Raw genomic sequence first — 15,354 nt, 5'->3', positions numbered from 1 at the left:
GCGGGTAAACCCTCTCCCACAGGTCCCCCACAGTTTTCAGCATCTGTGCGGTCCCTGTGGGAGCGGGTTCACCCGCGAAGAGGCCAGCACAGGCTTCACGGGCTAACCCCCAAAAATCGACAAATTCAACGGCCGCACGGCCCCCATCCAGATCGCATGATCCCGATGATCTGCCAGCTCATCTCCGGTCAGCGGATGCAGAAACACCACCAAGCCCTTCCGGTACAGCGCCAGCCAAGGCAGCACCACCCCCACGAACTCCGGCTCGAAAGCCAGCTGGCAGCTCCAGTCCGGGTGCGGGCCGACCGGTTTCTGGTGCATGCGCCCCATGGTCACGGGAAACAGCCGCGCTGCCTCCTCGCAGAGTTCACGGGCCTGCTCGATGGTCGAGGCGTCGTAATAAACGTGGGCGTGGTAGCCCTTGATCCGCTGCACGATAACTCCTGAATCCTGACAGTCCGCAAGACTATACGCCGAACGCGCCGCTATTGGCCTCGCTCCTGCTCCAGCCAATCAACAAACCGCTCGATCAACGCCCCACGCCGTTTACGCGGCGGCAGCACCGCGTAATACCCCCGCGTCGAGCGCAAACTTCCCGCCAACGGCCGGCATAGCAACCCTTGCTCCACCAGTCCATCCACCAGGTGCCGCCAGCCAATCGCCACGCCTTGCCCGGCAATCGCCGCCTGGATCAGCAAGGTGTAGTTATCGAACCGCAACTGCCCCGGCGGGGCTGGGCTGGCCACGCCAAAGCCACGAAACACCCCCGCCCAGTCAAACCAGCGGCTGGCCTGCTCACCGCGCAAATGGAGCAGCGGCAATCGTTGCAAAGCCACGGCCGACAAGGGTTTGCCATGGATCAGCCGCGGGCTGCAGACCGGGAAAACTTCTTCATCGAACAACCAGCGGCTCTCGCCTTGATGGAAACGCCCATCACCAAACAGCACCGCCACATCGATATCCGGGCGCAGCATTCCCTGGCTGCGCTCACCGGTCACCAGGCTCACGTCGACCTGTGGATAAGCCTCATGAAAGCGCTGTAGCCGCGGCATCAGCCAGAACGCCGCGAAGGCGAAGTCGGTGGCCACCTGCAGCACTTCACGCTGGCCGCGCCCACTGGCCAGGGCAATGCCGTCATCCATCGCCTGCAGACCTTGATGCACCTGCTCGAACAGCAGCTGGCCCGCCTCGGTCAGCTCGATGCCACGGTAGATCCGATCGAACAGGCGTGTGCCCAGCTGCGCTTCCAGGCGCTTTACCTGCTGGCTCACCGCAGGTTGCGTAGTGCCCAGTTCCAGCGCCGCTGCGGTAAAGCCACGCAAGCGGGCCGCAGCCTCGAACACGCGCAAGGTATCCAGCGACAACTCGGCAAGGTGCTCAAACATAAGTTCAGCTAATCCCAGACATTGCCCGCCATGGGCTTTACCCATGTTATCAACAGTCGCATCTTGGTAGGCAAGCGGTTCGCATAACCCTGAACGATGGAAGCTACCATGACGCGCCCGAATATCCTGTTCATCATGGCCGACCAGATGGCCGCGCCCTTGCTGCCGATCTACGGCCCCTCGCCGATCCAGATGCCCCACCTCAAGCGCCTCGCCGAGCAGGCAGTGGTGTTCGACGCTGCCTACTGCAACAGCCCACTCTGTGCACCGTCACGCTTCACCCTGGTCAGCGGCCAGCTGCCGAGTCGCATTGGAGCCTACGACAACGCGGCCGATTTCCCTGCCGACGTGCCGACTTATGCACACTACCTGCGCCGCCTGGGCTATCGAACCGCATTGTCGGGCAAGATGCACTTCTGTGGTCCGGACCAGCTGCACGGCTACGAGGAGCGCCTGACCAGCGACATCTACCCCGCCGACTATGGCTGGGCGGTGAACTGGGATGAGCCAGACGTGCGCCCGAGCTGGTACCACAACATGTCCTCGGTGCTGCAAGCCGGGCCCTGCGTGCGTACCAACCAGCTGGATTTCGACGAGGAAGTCGTCTTCAAGGCGCGCCAGTACCTCTACGACCATGTGCGCGAGAACGATGGCCGGCCGTTCTGCCTCACCGTGTCGATGACCCACCCGCACGACCCGTACACCATCCCCAAGCGCTACTGGGATCGCTACGAGGCTGTGGATATCCCGATGCCCCGCGCCGAATTCAGCCAGACCGAACTCGACCCGCATTCGCAACGCCTGCTCAAGGTCTACGACCTGTGGAACAAGCCGCTGCCTGTGGACAAGATCCGCGACGCCCGCCGCGCCTACTTCGGCGCCTGCAGCTACATCGATGACAACATCGGCCAGCTGTTGCAGACCTTGGAGGAGTGCAACCTGAGCGACAACACCCTGATCGTGTTCTCCGGCGACCATGGTGACATGCTCGGCGAGCGCGGGCTCTGGTACAAGATGCACTGGTTCGAGATGTCGGCGCGTGTCCCGCTACTGGTTCACGCCCCCAAACGCTTTGCACCGCGCCGGGTCGCTGCCTCGGTATCGACCTGCGACCTGCTGCCAACCCTGGTGGAACTGGCCGGTGGCGCTGTGGATAACCGCCTTGAACTGGATGGCCGTTCGTTGCTCGGTCACCTGCAAGGGCAGGGCGGCCACGACGAGGTGATCGGCGAATACATGGCCGAAGGCACGGTCGGCCCGCTGATGATGATCCGCCGTGGGCCGCACAAATTCGTGTACAGCGAAGATGACCCCTGCCTACTCTATGACCTGAGCCGCGACCCGCACGAGCGGGAGAACCTCACCGGCAGCCCGGACCACCAGGCGCTGCTGCAGGCATTTGTCGATGAAGCACGCCAGCGCTGGGATATCCCCGGCCTGCGCCAGCAAGTGCTGGCCAGCCAACGCCGCCGTCGCCTGGTGGCCGAGGCGCTGGCCATCGGCAAGCTGAACAGCTGGGACCACCAACCCTGGGTGGACGCCAGTCAACAGTACATGCGCAACCATATCGATCTCGACGACCTCGAGCGCAAGGCACGTTATCCACAGCCCGCACCCCTGGATTGAGAAGAGAGTCCGACATGCACAAGTTCTCCACCGTCGTATTCGCCCTGGCTCTGCCGTTGGGCCTGGCCACCACCATGGCCCACGCCGCCGACAGCGACGCACAATGCAGCACCGTGAGGATGGCCGACCCCGGCTGGAGCGACATCGCCTCGACCAACGCCATCGCCCGGCTGTTGCTGGAAAGCCTGGGCTACCAGGTGAAGATCGACAGCCTGGCGGTGCCGATCATCTACGGCGGCCTCAAGGATGGCCGGGTCGATGCGTTCCTTGGTAATTGGATGCCGGCGCAGCAGGGCTTCCATGACAAGTTCATCGCCAATGGCGACGTGCAGCAGCTGTCGCGCAACCTTGAAGGCACCGAGTTCACCCTGGCAGTACCGGATTACGTATGGAATGCCGGAGTGAAGGATTTTGCCGACCTGCAGAAGCACGCAGACCAGTTCGACAAGAAGCTCTACGGCATCGGCTCCGGTGCGCCGGCGAACCTGTCGCTCAAGGAAATCATCGACAAGAACGAATTCAACCTCGGCCAATGGAAGCTGGTTGAGTCCAGCGAGCAGGCGATGCTGGCGCAGGTGGACCGCGCGGTGAAAAAGCAGCAGTTCATCACCTTCCTCGGCTGGACGCCGCATCCGATGAACGTGAAGCTGAAGATGCATTACCTGACGGGCGGGGAAAAGTGGTTCGGCAGCAAGGGCGAGGTGTACACGCTGACCCGCAAAGGTTATCCACAAGCTTGCCCGAATGCGGCGAAGTTGCTGAGTAACCTCAATTTCACCCTGGACATGGAAAACACCATCATGGCCGAGGTTGTGGATAAGAAGATCAGCTTCGATGAAGCGGCCAAGGCGTGGGTGAGGCAGCATCCCGAGCGGCTGGAAGGATGGTTGGCGGGGGTGACGACCAAGGCCGATGGCAATGCCCTTGAGGCCGTCAAAGCCAAGCTCTGATTCCCTTCCCAGCACATCCCCCTGTAGGAGCGGGTTTACCCGCGAAGAATCCAGCGCGGAGCATGCCACCGGCTTCGCCGGTGTTCGCGGTTGAACCGGCTGCCACAGAGGGTTGTGCAACCTCGGGAAGGATTAGCCGCGAGTGAGTTGACGACGGAGTTCTGCAAGCACCGGTGCCGTATCCGGCCGCACCCCACGCCAGATGAAGAAGGCCTCAGCCGCCTGCTCAGCCAACATGCCCAAACCATCCAGCACCTTGGCCGCCCCCAGTTTCTCAGCCCACTGACAGAACGGTGTCGGCGCCTTGCCATACATCATGTCGTAGCACACCGTGCGCCCCGCCTCGACCAGGCTGTCGGCAATCGGCGGCAGCTCACCGGCCAGGCTTGCCGAGGTGGCGTTGATGATCACGTCTACCGGCTCCTGCAACCAGGCAAACCCACTGGCCACCACCGGCCCCAGTTCATCGAACTCACGCGCCAGCTGCTCGGCCTTCTCCACGGTACGGTTGGCAATCACCAACGACTGCGGCTGGTGCGCCAGGATCGGCTCCAGCACCCCGCGCACGGCACCGCCCGCCCCAAGGATGAGAATGCGCTTGCCGGCCAGTTCGACCCCGGCGTTCACCGTCAGGTCGCGCACCAGGCCGGCGCCGTCGGTGTTGTCGCCCAGCAGCGTGCCGTCGGCCAGCTTGCTCAGCGTATTCACCGCACCTGCACGTTGGGCTCGCGGAGTCAGGCTGTCGCACAGGCGGTAGGCCTCTTCCTTGAACGGCACGGTGACATTGCCGCCGCTGCCTTGCTTGAAGAAGCCGCGCGCGCAATCACTGAACTCGTCCAGCGGGGCCAGCAAGGTGGCGTATTCAAGATCCTGGCCGGTCTGTTCGGCAAACAGGCGGTGGATCAACGGCGATTTGCTGTGGCCGATGGGGTTACCGAAAACGACGTACTGGTCCATGACGATTCCTTGTTTGTCCACAGGCTTACTGGCCGAGCCAGTCGCGATCCTGCAGGAAGTATTCGGTCAGGCGTGCTTCCTCGCTGCCGGGCGCAGCTTTCCAGTCGTAGCCCCAGCGCACTTGTGGCGGCAGCGACATGAGGATCGACTCGGTGCGGCCACCGGACTGCAGGCCGAACAGGGTGCCACGGTCATAGACCAGGTTGAATTCCACGTAGCGGCCGCGGCGGTATTCCTGGAACTCGCGCTGCTGCGGGGTGAAGGGGGTGTTCTTGCGGCGCTGGACAATCGGCAGGTAGGCCTCGACATACGCATCGCCGATGGCGCGCAGGAAGGCGAAGCAGGTGTCGAAGTCCCACTCGTTCAGGTCGTCGAAGAACAGCCCGCCGATGCCACGGGGCTCGCCGCGGTGCTTGAGGTGGAAGTAGCGGTCGCACCAGGCCTTGTAGCGCGGGTAGACGTCAGCGCCGAACGGCGCACAGGCCTGTTCGGCCACGCGGTGCCAGTGGATGCAGTCTTCCTCCACGCCATAGTAGGGGGTCAGGTCGAAGCCACCACCGAACCACCAGACTGCCTCTTCACCTTCCTTCTCAGCGATGAAGAAGCGCACATTGGCGTGGGACGTCGGCACATGCGGGTTGTGCGGGTGGATCACCAGCGACACGCCCAAGGCCTCGAAGCCTCGGCCCGCCAGCTCCGGCCGGTGGGCACTGGCCGACGGCGGCAAGCCGGCGCCGAACACGTGGGAAAAGTTTACCCCGCCTTTTTCGATCAGCTTGCCGTCGCCGATCACCCGCGTGCGGCCACCGCCACCGGCTTCGCGCACCCAGGCATCCTCGACGAAGCGAGCACCACCGTCTTCGGCTTCGAGGGCAGAGCAGATGCGGTCTTGCAGGTCGAGCAGGTAGGCTTTCACGGCCTCGGTGCGGCTAGTCATCGGGTCACCAGGAACGGGCATGGAAGAATTCGCCGCGTAGCATACCACCGCCGGCGCGTGCGCCGCAGTTGACGGCGATCAAGCAAAGGCGTCCGATAGAAGGCCTTTTCCCGATCCCGACAACAGGAGTGCGAGATGGCCAAGCGTATCCAGTTCAGCCAGCATGGCGGCCCGGAAGTGCTGCAGCTTGTGGAGTTCGACCCTGCCCCACCGGGGCCGCAGCAGGTGCGTGTGCGTAACCATGCGATCGGCCTGAACTTCATCGACACTTACTTCCGCAGCGGGCTGTATGCACCGCCATCCCTGCCGTCTGGCCTGGGTACCGAAGCGGCGGGCGTTATCGAAGCGGTGGGCGAGGGCGTGACCCGCCTGAAGGTCGGCGACCGCGTGGCCTATGGCACTGGCCCGCTGGGCGCGTACAGCGAGGTGCATACGCTGCCAGAGGCCAACCTGGTCAAGCTGCCCGACAACATCAGTTTCGAGCAGGCCGCAGCGGTGATGCTCAAGGGGCTGACCGTGCAGTACCTGCTGAAGCAGACCTATGAGGTAAAACCGGGTGACGTGATCCTGTTCCACGCCGCCGCGGGTGGCGTGGGTTCATTGGCGTGCCAGTGGGCCAAGGCCTTGGGTGCCAAGCTCATCGGCACCGTAAGCTCCGCCGAAAAGGCTGAGCGGGCCAAGGCGCTAGGGGCTTGGGCGACCATCGACTACAGCCGCGAGGACGTGGCCAAGCGGGTGCTGGAGCTGACCGATGGCCAGAAGTGCCCGGTGGTGTATGACGGCGTTGGCGCCGACACCTGGCTGACCTCGCTGGACTGCCTGCGCCCACGTGGCTTGATGGTGAGTTTCGGTAATGCTTCGGGCGCGGTGAGTGGGGTGAACCTTGGGATCCTGGCGCAGAAGGGCTCGCTGTACGTGACCCGGCCGACGTTGGCGTCCTATGCCAACAATGCCGAGAACACCCAGGCCATGGCGGATGACCTGTTTGCGATGATTGGCAGTGGCAAGCTGGTCGTGGATATCCAGCAGCGGTATCCGTTGAGCGAGGCGGCGAAGGCGCAGGCGGAATTGTCGGCGCGCAGGACTGTGGGGTCTACCGTTCTGCTGCCTTGATTAGTGCTTGCCATGAGGTTTTCAGCGCCTGTGAAATCGAGCGCCGCCCGCGCGGCGCATCGCGGATAAATCCGCTCCTACAGTTTGTTGCAACGTGGCCATGCCTGTGAGGCCATGGTTGTCAGCCAGTTTGTACGACTCAGGTCATGCGCCAAGGCACGCAACCATGGCGTTACAGGTTCGGCACGTTGCAACAACTGTAGGAGCGGATTTATCCGCGATGCGCCGCGCGGGCGGCGCTCGATCTGATAGGCGATAAATCACCATCGGCGAAAGCCTGGCAGCCCCAAATAATCACCAAAGACTGCCAGCGGGATCAACCCGGCCGAACAACCTCGCCGGTGGCCAGATTCCGAATCACGCTCGGATTCTTCCGCCCGCCCAGCGCCCCGCCGAGCACCAGGTCCAGCTGGCCATGGAAGTACTGCTCCACCCGCAACCGGCTCTTTGCCGCCGGGCGCCCGCCTGGGTTGCACGAGGTGGAAATCAAAGGCCCGACCAGCGCGCACAGTTCACGCACCAGCGGATGATCGCTGACCCGCAATGCCACAGTGTCATGCTGCCCGGTCACCCACTCCGGCAGCAGGTCCTGGTGCGGCACCAGCCAGGTGTTCGGGCCGGGCCAGGTACTGCCCATGCGATCGATCCAGTCCTGGGGAAAATCTTCGAACAGGAAGTCGAACTGGCGGATGTTGTCGGCGATCAGGATCAAGCCCTTATCCACAGGCCGCGATTTCAGCGCCAGCAGGCGATACACCGCGTCCTCGTTCCATGGGTCGCAGCCCAGGCCCCAGACCGCTTCCGTCGGGTAGGCGATGACTGCGCCTGCCCGGATCTCACGTGCGGCTTGTTGCACACGAAAACTGCTCACCATTTACGTCTCTCCGCCTATTAACCTTAGCTTGCGCGCAGTTTACTTAGCCAGCGCGGGCAAACCAACGCCCGGCAACATTGCTGACCCGGCCTTCAAGCTCCAGTTCCGTCAGTTGCGCCAGCACCTCGGCCAGCGGCAGGTCGCCGAAATGGGCCAGATTCTCGCTAGTCTGTGGGGCGGCATGCAGCAGGGCAAGCAGCGGATGCTCTGGTTTATCCACAACCGCTGGCGGCACATTCTGCCAACCGCGCAGGCTTTCCAGAATCTGCTCCACGCTTTCCACCAGCAGCGCGCCATCACGGATCAGCTGGTGGCAACCCTTGGCCGCCGGGTGGTGGATGGAACCAGGAATCGCGTAAACCTCGCGGCCTTGCTCCGCCGCCAGGCGGGCGGTGATAAGCGAGCCACTGGCAAGGCTGGCCTCGACCACCAGCACGCCAAGCGACAGGCCGCTGATAATGCGGTTGCGCCGCGGGAAGTTGCCAGGCAATGGCCCGGTATCCAGCGGATACTCGGACACCAGTGCACCGCCCCTGTCGATCATCATCCGGGCCAGATCGCGATGGCGCTGTGGATAAAGTTTTTGCAAGCCTGTGCCGAGCACCGCGATCGTACCCCCTCCGACCTCCAGTGCCGCCCGATGAGCGGCACCATCAATGCCGAGGGCGAGCCCACTGGTGATGGTGAAGCCGGCCTGCGTCAGGCAGCGGGAAAATGCCCTGGCGGTGTCGAGCGCGGGAGGTGTGGCACGCCTGCTGCCCACGATGGCCAGTTGAGGTCGGTCGAGCAGGGCTGGATTGCCCGCCACGAAAAGCAGCGGTGGAGCATCGTCGATTTCTGCCAGCAGCGCCGGGTACTCAGGGCCGTCCCACATCAGTAAATACTGGCCCGGAACCTCTAGCCAGGCCATTGCAGCCAGTGCGCCCTCACGCACTTCGGCACTGCGCCGAGCATCGATGGTGGCTTGAGGAATGCCTAACGCGCGCCAGGCGGGGCCGGGTGCGCTGAGCGCAGAACTGGCGCTGCCAAATGCATCGATCAAGGTGCGAAAACGTCGCATCCCCGTCTCGGGCAGACGATGCAAGCGCAACCGTGCCTCCAGTTCGGCAGGTGGGTAATTCGACGAATGGTAAATCGGCATGGGATCATCCTTGATCGAAAAGCGGGCCATCTACGTGGCACAACCTGTGGATAAGTTTGTGAGTAACACTTTGAAAAGCTGTCCATGATTTGGCGGCTATCAGGCCTATAGAGACCCTAGCCGAGCTTTCACAGGTGCTGAAATCCCCGTTTCCCTTTATTATGTGTGCTCAGTTTTCAACCGACCGCACAGTGACTGCCTGACCTTATGGCCATCTTGAACATTCTCGAATTCCCGGACCCGCGCCTGCGCACCATTGCCAAACCGGTAACGGTGTTCGACGACGCCCTGCGTCAGCTGATCGACGACATGTTTGAAACCATGTACGAGGCCCCTGGTATCGGCCTGGCCGCCACCCAGGTCAACGTGCACCAGCAGGTCGTGGTCATGGACCTCAGCGAAGACCGCAGCGAGCCGCGCGTGTTCATCAACCCGACTGTCGAAGAACTGACCCACGACATGGGCCAGTACCAGGAAGGCTGCCTGTCGGTTCCTGGCTTCTACGAGAACGTCGACCGCCCCCTGCGCGTGCGGGTCAAGGCCCAGGACCGCGACGGCAAGCCGTTCGAGCTGGAATGCGAAGGCCTGCTGGCGGTGTGCGTGCAGCACGAGTTCGACCACCTCAACGGCAAGCTGTTCGTCGACTACCTGTCGCAGCTCAAGCGCGACCGGATCAAGAAGAAGCTGGAAAAGCAGCACCGCCAGCAAGCCTGACCCCCACCTCCCAGAAGGCTTGCTCCGGCAAGCCTTTTTCTTTTTGCAAGCGAGAACTCCATGCGCATCGTCTTTGCAGGCACTCCAGAGTTTGCCGCCGAACACCTCAAGGCCCTGCTCGACAGCCCGTACGAGATCGTGGCCGTCTACACCCAGCCCGACCGCCCTGCCGGCCGGGGCCAGAAGCTCATGCCGAGCCCGGTCAAGCAGTTGGCCGTGGCCCATGACATTCCGGTATTCCAGCCGCCAACGCTGCGCAACGCCGAAGCCCAGGCCGAACTGGCCGCGCTGAAGCCAGACCTGATGGTGGTGGTCGCCTATGGCCTGATCCTGCCGCAAGTGGTCCTCGACATCCCGCGCCTGGGCTGTATCAACAGCCACGCCTCGCTGCTGCCACGCTGGCGCGGAGCGGCGCCTATCCAGCGCGCCGTAGAAGCCGGCGACGCCGAGAGCGGCGTGACGGTGATGCGCATGGAAGCTGGCCTGGACACTGGCCCGATGCTGCTCAAGGTGGTCACCCCGATCAGCGCCGACGACACCGGCGGCAGCCTGCACGACCGCCTCGCCGAAATGGGGCCTCCCGCTGTGGTCCAGGCCATTGCCGGCCTGGCCGACGGTTCGCTGCACGGTGAAGTCCAGGACGACGCCCTGGCCACCTATGCGCACAAGCTGAACAAGGACGAAGCGCGCATCGACTGGAGCCGCCCGGCCGTCGAGCTGGAGCGCCTGATCCGCGCCTTCAATCCGTGGCCGGTGTGCCACAGCACCCTGGATGGCGAAAGCGTCAAGGTGCTGGCCGCCAACTTGTCCACAGGCCAGGGCGCCCCCGGCGAGATCCTCTCCGCCAGCAAGGACGGGCTGGTGGTCGCTTGCGGTGACCAGGCTCTGAGCCTGACCCGCTTGCAGCTGCCCGGTGGCAAGGCGCTGAGCTTCAGCGACCTGTTCAACAGCCGCCGCGAGAAGTTCGCCGCCGGCAAGGTGCTGGGCCAATGAATCCACGCCTCGCCGCCGCCCGCGCCCTTGCCGCTGTACTCAGCGGCAAGGCCTCGCTGAACAGCTCGCTGCCAGCGCAGCTGGACAAGGTCGATGAACGCGACCGGGGCCTGACCCAGGACCTGGCGTTCGGTACCGCCCGCTGGCAGCCTCGCCTCGATCTGTTGGCGGCACAACTGCTGCAGAAGCCGTTCAAGGCCGCCGATGCCGATGTGCAGGCGCTGCTGCTGGTCGGCCTGTATCAACTGTTCTATACCCGCATCCCGGCCCACGCCGCTATCGGCGAGACCGTCGGCTGTGCCGACAAGCTGAAGAAGCCTTGGGCCAAAGGCCTGCTCAATGCCGTGCTGCGCCGCGCCCAGCGCGAAGGCGAACAATTGCTCGCCGGCATGGAGCGCGATCCGGTGGTGCGCACCGCGCACCCGCGCTGGTTGCAGAAATCGCTGAAGGCCTTCTGGCCGGAGCAGTGGGAGGCCATCTGCGCCGCCAACAATGCCCACCCACCCATGATTCTGCGCGTCAACCGTCGCCACCACAGCCGTGACGCCTACCTGGAGCTGCTGGCCGAAGCCGGCGTCGCCGCCAGCGCTTGCCAGTACAGCCGTGACGGCATCGTCCTCGCCGAGGCCTGCGATGTGCGGGGGCTGCCAGGCTTCACCGAAGGCTGGGTCAGCGTACAGGACGAAGCGGCGCAGCTGTCCGCCGACCTGCTCGAACTGGCTCCCGGCCAGCGCGTGCTCGACGCCTGCTGCGCTCCAGGCGGCAAAACCTGCCACCTGCTCGAAGCAGAACCGGGCCTGGCTCACATGACGGCCATCGACCTCGAAGCCAAGCGCCTGACCCGCGTGCGCGAGAACCTCGACCGCCTGCAGCTGGACGCCGAGCTGATCGCCTGCGACGCCCGCGACACCGCCAGCTGGTGGGACGGCAAACCGTTCCAGCGCATCCTGCTCGACGCACCGTGCTCGGCCACTGGTGTGATCCGCCGCCACCCGGACATCAAGCTGACCCGCCAGGCCGAGGACATTCCGGCCCTGGCCACACTGCAAGGCGAGCTGCTCGATGCCCTGTGGCCAACCCTGGAAGTGGGCGGCATGCTGCTGTATGCCACCTGCTCGAGCCTGCCGACCGAAAACACCGAAGTGATCGATGCCTTCCTCGCCCGCACTCCGGGCGCCCGTGAGCTGGACCTGGCAACCGAAGCCGGCCTGCGCCAGCCCCACGGCCGCCAGCTGCTGGCCCGGGAAGGCGGCCACGACGGTTTCTACTATGCCAAGCTGATCAAGATCGCCGCCTCGCGCGGGTAAAGCACACAGGGTAGGGAGTAGCGGATGAAGATCATCATCCTCGGCGCAGGGCAGGTGGGCGGCACGCTGGCTGAACACCTGGCCAGCGAAGCCAACGACATCACCGTGGTCGACACCGATGGCGACCGCTTGCGTGACCTCGGCGACCGTCTGGACATCCGTACCGTGCAGGGCCGCGGTTCGCTGCCGACGGTGCTGCGCCAGGCCGGTGCCGACGACGCTGACATGCTGGTGGCAGTGACCAACAGCGACGAAACCAACATGGTCGCCTGCCAAGTGGCCTACACGCTGTTCCACACCCCGACCAAGATCGCCCGGGTGCGCGAGTCGGCCTACCTGACCCGCGAGGAACTCTTCGACAACGACCATATACCGGTCGATGTGCTGATCAGCCCCGAGCAGGTGGTGACCAACTACATCAAGCGCCTGATCGAGCACCCAGGCTCGCTGCAGGTGATCGACTTCGCCGAAGGCAAGGCCCAGCTGGTGGCGGTGAAGGCCTACTACGGCGGCCCGCTGGTGGGCCAGCAGCTGCGCCAGATCCGTGCACACATGCCCAACGTCGACACCCGCGTGGCGGCAATCTTCCGCCGTGACCGCCCGATCACCCCACGTGGCGACACCGTGATCGAAGCCGATGACGAAGTGTTCTTCATTGCCGCGAAAAAGGACATCCGCGCCGTGATGGGCGAGCTGCGCCGTATCGACGAGACCAACAAACGGATTGTCATCGCCGGCGGCGGGCAGATCGGCGAGCGTCTGGCCGAAGCCATCGAGAGCCGCTACCAGGTGAAGATCATCGAGATGAGCGCGGCCCGCTGCCGGCACCTCTCCGACACTCTGGAAAGCACCGTGGTGCTGCAGGGCAGTGCCTCGGACAAAGACCTGATGCTCGAAGAGAACATCGCCGACGCCGACATCTTCCTGGCCCTGACCAACGACGACGAGGCCAACATCATGTCGTCGCTGCTGGCCAAGCGCCTTGGCGCGGGCAAGGTCATGACCATCATCAACAACCCTGCCTATGTCGACCTGGTGCAAGGCGGCGAAATCGACATTGCCATCAGCCCGCAGCTGGCCACCATCGGCACCTTGCTGGCGCACGTGCGCCGTGGCGATATCGTCAGTGTGCACTCGCTGCGGCGCGGCGCGGCCGAAGCCATCGAGGCGGTGGCGCACGGTGATTCGAAATCGAGCAAGGTGGTCGGCAAGGCTGTGGAAAACATCGCCTTGCCCCCGGGTACTACCATCGGCGCCATCATCCGCGACGAGGAAGTGCTGATCGCCCATGACGACACGGTGATCGAGTCAGGTGACCATGTGATCCTGTTCGTTGTGGATAAAAAGCACATTCGGGATGTGGAGAAGCTGTTCCACGTCGGCTTGAGTTTCTTCTAGGAGAACACGGCATGCGTGAATCGCTGGAGAAGATGCTGGCCAAGGGTGTGGATAACCCGCTGCTGAGGTTTGGCCTGGGCAAAGCCTGGCTGGACGAGGGCAATGGCGCGGAGGCGGCGGTGCACTTGGCGCGCTGCGTGGAGCAGGATCCGAAGTATTCGGCGGCCTGGAAGCTGCTGGGCAAGGCTTATCAGCTTGTCGGTGACCTGCCGTCGGCGCGCAAGGCCTGGGAGGACGGGATCGTTGCGGCCCAGGCCCACGGGGACAAGCAAGCCGAGAAAGAGATGACCGTGTTCCTGAAGAAGCTCAACAAAGCATCAGGTTAACGCGGTCCCTGTGGGACACCTCAATCCTGTGGGAGCGGGTTCACCCGCGAATGCGATGTTGGGTTCACCGACGCATTCGCGGGTGAACCCGCTCCCACAGGGCCCCCAACAATCTCAATACCAGCGCGGTTCGCCAGCCGGGCGCTTCTTGAAGCGCTTCATGCTCCACATGTACTGGCTCGGGTACTCACGCACATACCGCTCGACCACCTTGCTCATGGCCGCCGCCGACACGTTCACGTCGGTGCTGTACATCGCTTCCGGCGCCGCTTCCAGGAACACCTTGAAGCCCGAACCGTCCGGCAGCCGCAGCGCATGCAGGAACACCCCTACCGCCTTGCCACCGGCCAGCATGTTCGGCACGAACTTGCTGGTCAGCGCCTGGGTCCCCAGGAACGGCACGAAAACCCCAGCCGACTCTGCCGGCTCCGGGTCGGCAGGGATACCCACTTGCCCACCGCGACGCACCTCCTTGATCACGCTGAGGATGCCTTCCTTGGTAGAAGGCGCCACACGGTTGCCCATCTGGACACGCTGCTCGCGTAGCAGATCATCCACCGCCTTGAGCTTCGGTGGCCGGTAGAAGATGATCGGTTTGCACTGGTTGCAGTAGAAGTGGTTGAGCACTTCCCAGTTGCCGAGGTGGCTGGTGATGCCGACCACGCCCTTGCCCGAGGCCAGGGCCTGCTCCAGCACTTCCAGCCCGTGCACTTCTTTGACCAGCTCAAGCGAACGCTGCGGCGGCCAGATCCAGGCGCAGGCACTTTCGACGAAGGATTTACCGATATCCTTCAGCGCACGGCCGACCAACTGCTCGCGCTCGACCGGATCCATCTCCGGGAAGCACTTGGCCAGGTTGATGCGCACGACATTGCGCGAGCCGTTGGGGATTTTCCACATCAGCCAGCCGATACCGGCGCCAACGCGCTGCACAGCGCCCCAGGGCAGCTTGGCAAACAGACGCAGCACCCCGACCATCAGGGCGCCCTTGAACTTTTCCACAGGCAATTCCTTATTTCAGCAAGGCGCGCATTGTAACCCTTCAGCGCGACAAGGCGGCGTAGCGATCGCAATCGGTGGTGTGGTCCATGACCATGCCAGTGGCCTGCATGAAGGCGTAGCAGATGGTCGGGCCGACGAAGGTGAAACCCGCTTTCTGCAGGGCCTTGCTCATGGCCTTGGCTTCGTCGGTGACCGCTGGCACGTCGCCACGGCCCTGGAAGTGGTTGATCTTCGGCTCGCCGCCGACGAACGACCACAACCACTCGGCAGGGTTATCCACAGCCAGCCAGGCCTGCGCGTTACGCCGCGCAGCCTTGAGCTTGAGACGGTTGCGGATGATACCGGCGTCCAGCATCAGTGCCTCGATGCGTTCATCGCTCATGGCCGCCAGCTTCACCGGATCGAAGCCGTGCATCACCTCGCGATAACGCTCGCGTTTGCGCAAAACGGTGATCCACGAAAGCCCCGCCTGGAACCCTTCGAGCAAAAGCATCTCGAACAGCAACGCCGGGTCACGCTGTGGCGTTCCCCACTCCTGGTCGTGGTAGGCCTGGTACAACGGATCGTCGGTACACCAAAAGCAGCGTGGCATAAGGCTCCAATGAGTAGAGGGCGAGGCGAATCAGGTTAT

Annotated in this window: 16 protein-coding genes; 8 read left to right on the top strand and 8 right to left on the bottom strand. The window is 63.7% G+C overall.

What is annotated here, in order from left to right; all coding sequences use genetic code 11:
* Positions 1-102: 102 nt before the first annotated feature.
* Both L6D64_RS22010 and L6D64_RS22005 read right to left on the bottom strand, forming a co-directional pair.
* On the bottom strand, positions 103-435 hold the full coding sequence (locus L6D64_RS22010; protein ID WP_103448362.1) for a DOPA 4,5-dioxygenase family protein: 333 nt from the start codon (positions 433-435) through the stop codon (positions 103-105).
* A 50-nt stretch (positions 436-485) separates the two neighbouring features.
* Positions 486-1,385, bottom strand: a complete 900-nt coding sequence (locus tag L6D64_RS22005; RefSeq protein WP_176508438.1) for a choline sulfate utilization transcriptional regulator — start codon at positions 1,383-1,385, stop codon at positions 486-488.
* Between the two features lie 108 nt (positions 1,386-1,493).
* Between L6D64_RS22005 and betC the strand changes: the two genes are divergently transcribed.
* Both betC and choX read left to right on the top strand, forming a co-directional pair.
* Complete coding sequence (gene betC / locus L6D64_RS22000) at positions 1,494-3,011, top strand: choline-sulfatase (protein WP_176508439.1); 1,518 nt, start codon at positions 1,494-1,496, stop codon at positions 3,009-3,011.
* A gap of 14 nt (positions 3,012-3,025) precedes the next feature.
* Positions 3,026-3,961, top strand: coding sequence for a choline ABC transporter substrate-binding protein (gene choX, locus L6D64_RS21995; protein ID WP_176508440.1), 936 nt, complete (start codon positions 3,026-3,028; stop codon positions 3,959-3,961).
* A 132-nt stretch (positions 3,962-4,093) separates the two neighbouring features.
* On the opposite strand, the gene aroE is transcribed toward choX, so the two are convergent.
* The gene (gene aroE, locus L6D64_RS21990) at positions 4,094-4,918 is read right to left on the bottom strand and encodes a shikimate dehydrogenase (protein ID WP_176508441.1); all 825 of its coding nucleotides are present in this window, start codon (positions 4,916-4,918) and stop codon (positions 4,094-4,096) included.
* A gap of 25 nt (positions 4,919-4,943) precedes the next feature.
* Positions 4,944-5,855 carry an oxygen-dependent coproporphyrinogen oxidase gene (gene hemF, locus L6D64_RS21985; protein ID WP_060483844.1) on the bottom strand — a complete coding sequence of 304 codons (912 nt, stop codon included), beginning with the start codon at positions 5,853-5,855 and terminating at the stop codon, positions 4,944-4,946.
* A 135-nt stretch (positions 5,856-5,990) separates the two neighbouring features.
* Between hemF and L6D64_RS21980 the strand changes: the two genes are divergently transcribed.
* Positions 5,991-6,968, top strand: coding sequence for an NADPH:quinone reductase (locus tag L6D64_RS21980; RefSeq protein WP_176508442.1), 978 nt, complete (start codon positions 5,991-5,993; stop codon positions 6,966-6,968).
* A 316-nt stretch (positions 6,969-7,284) separates the two neighbouring features.
* Here the strand turns inward: L6D64_RS21980 and tsaC are convergent, their stop codons facing one another.
* Both tsaC and dprA read right to left on the bottom strand, forming a co-directional pair.
* A complete protein-coding gene (gene tsaC, locus L6D64_RS21975) occupies positions 7,285-7,842 on the bottom strand; it encodes an L-threonylcarbamoyladenylate synthase type 1 TsaC (protein WP_176508443.1) in 558 nt (185 codons plus the stop codon).
* A 43-nt stretch (positions 7,843-7,885) separates the two neighbouring features.
* Positions 7,886-8,983, bottom strand: coding sequence for a DNA-processing protein DprA (gene dprA, locus L6D64_RS21970; RefSeq protein WP_176508470.1), 1,098 nt, complete (start codon positions 8,981-8,983; stop codon positions 7,886-7,888).
* 207 nt (positions 8,984-9,190) lie between these two features.
* On the opposite strand from dprA, the gene def reads away from it, so the two are divergent.
* From def to L6D64_RS21945, 5 genes are read left to right on the top strand one after another with little or no spacing between them, the layout of a single operon-like run.
* Positions 9,191-9,697, top strand: a complete 507-nt coding sequence (gene def, locus L6D64_RS21965; protein WP_054884415.1) for a peptide deformylase — start codon at positions 9,191-9,193, stop codon at positions 9,695-9,697.
* Between the two features lie 60 nt (positions 9,698-9,757).
* On the top strand, positions 9,758-10,690 hold the full coding sequence (fmt, locus tag L6D64_RS21960; protein ID WP_176508444.1) for a methionyl-tRNA formyltransferase: 933 nt from the start codon (positions 9,758-9,760) through the stop codon (positions 10,688-10,690).
* Positions 10,687-11,997 (top strand): 16S rRNA (cytosine(967)-C(5))-methyltransferase RsmB, encoded by a 1,311-nt coding sequence (rsmB, locus tag L6D64_RS21955; RefSeq protein ID WP_176508445.1) that lies wholly within the window; start codon positions 10,687-10,689, stop codon positions 11,995-11,997. The genes fmt and rsmB overlap by 4 nt, the downstream gene beginning before the upstream one ends.
* Before the next feature lie 24 nt (positions 11,998-12,021).
* Positions 12,022-13,395, top strand: coding sequence for a Trk system potassium transporter TrkA (gene trkA / locus L6D64_RS21950; RefSeq protein ID WP_099816075.1), 1,374 nt, complete (start codon positions 12,022-12,024; stop codon positions 13,393-13,395).
* An 11-nt stretch (positions 13,396-13,406) separates the two neighbouring features.
* Positions 13,407-13,721, top strand: a complete 315-nt coding sequence (locus tag L6D64_RS21945) for a tetratricopeptide repeat protein (protein WP_176508446.1) — start codon at positions 13,407-13,409, stop codon at positions 13,719-13,721.
* Positions 13,722-13,835: 114 nt separating this feature from the next.
* Here L6D64_RS21945 and L6D64_RS21940 read toward each other — a convergent pair whose 3' ends face one another.
* A complete protein-coding gene (locus tag L6D64_RS21940; protein WP_176508447.1) occupies positions 13,836-14,723 on the bottom strand; it encodes a lysophospholipid acyltransferase in 888 nt (295 codons plus the stop codon).
* A 40-nt stretch (positions 14,724-14,763) separates the two neighbouring features.
* On the bottom strand, positions 14,764-15,315 hold the full coding sequence (locus L6D64_RS21935) for a DNA-3-methyladenine glycosylase I (RefSeq protein WP_176508448.1): 552 nt from the start codon (positions 15,313-15,315) through the stop codon (positions 14,764-14,766).
* Between the last annotated feature and the right edge of the window lie 39 nt (positions 15,316-15,354).

The sequence above is a fragment of the Pseudomonas urethralis genome, assembly GCF_021602465.1.
In the GTDB taxonomy this organism is placed as follows: Bacteria; Pseudomonadota; Gammaproteobacteria; order Pseudomonadales; family Pseudomonadaceae; genus Aquipseudomonas; species Aquipseudomonas vlassakiae.
This window is presented reverse-complemented; position numbering and strand designations above follow the sequence as displayed.

What these genes read in the sequence shown, in the direction of transcription:
- hemF (WP_060483844.1), bottom strand. Translation starts at nt 5,855, where the DNA reads ATGACTAGCCGCACCGAGGCCGTGAAAGCCTACCTGCTCGACCTGCAA.
- L6D64_RS21980 (WP_176508442.1), top strand. Translation starts at nt 5,991, where the DNA reads ATGGCCAAGCGTATCCAGTTCAGCCAGCATGGCGGCCCGGAAGTGCTG.
- L6D64_RS22005 (WP_176508438.1), bottom strand. Translation starts at nt 1,385, where the DNA reads ATGTTTGAGCACCTTGCCGAGTTGTCGCTGGATACCTTGCGCGTGTTC.
- betC (WP_176508439.1), top strand. Translation starts at nt 1,494, where the DNA reads ATGACGCGCCCGAATATCCTGTTCATCATGGCCGACCAGATGGCCGCG.
- dprA (WP_176508470.1), bottom strand. Translation starts at nt 8,983, where the DNA reads ATGCCGATTTACCATTCGTCGAATTACCCACCTGCCGAACTGGAGGCA.
- aroE (WP_176508441.1), bottom strand. Translation starts at nt 4,918, where the DNA reads ATGGACCAGTACGTCGTTTTCGGTAACCCCATCGGCCACAGCAAATCG.
- tsaC (WP_176508443.1), bottom strand. Translation starts at nt 7,842, where the DNA reads ATGGTGAGCAGTTTTCGTGTGCAACAAGCCGCACGTGAGATCCGGGCA.
- rsmB (WP_176508445.1), top strand. Translation starts at nt 10,687, where the DNA reads ATGAATCCACGCCTCGCCGCCGCCCGCGCCCTTGCCGCTGTACTCAGC.
- def (WP_054884415.1), top strand. Translation starts at nt 9,191, where the DNA reads ATGGCCATCTTGAACATTCTCGAATTCCCGGACCCGCGCCTGCGCACC.
- trkA (WP_099816075.1), top strand. Translation starts at nt 12,022, where the DNA reads ATGAAGATCATCATCCTCGGCGCAGGGCAGGTGGGCGGCACGCTGGCT.
- L6D64_RS21935 (WP_176508448.1), bottom strand. Translation starts at nt 15,315, where the DNA reads ATGCCACGCTGCTTTTGGTGTACCGACGATCCGTTGTACCAGGCCTAC.
- L6D64_RS21945 (WP_176508446.1), top strand. Translation starts at nt 13,407, where the DNA reads ATGCGTGAATCGCTGGAGAAGATGCTGGCCAAGGGTGTGGATAACCCG.
- fmt (WP_176508444.1), top strand. Translation starts at nt 9,758, where the DNA reads ATGCGCATCGTCTTTGCAGGCACTCCAGAGTTTGCCGCCGAACACCTC.
- choX (WP_176508440.1), top strand. Translation starts at nt 3,026, where the DNA reads ATGCACAAGTTCTCCACCGTCGTATTCGCCCTGGCTCTGCCGTTGGGC.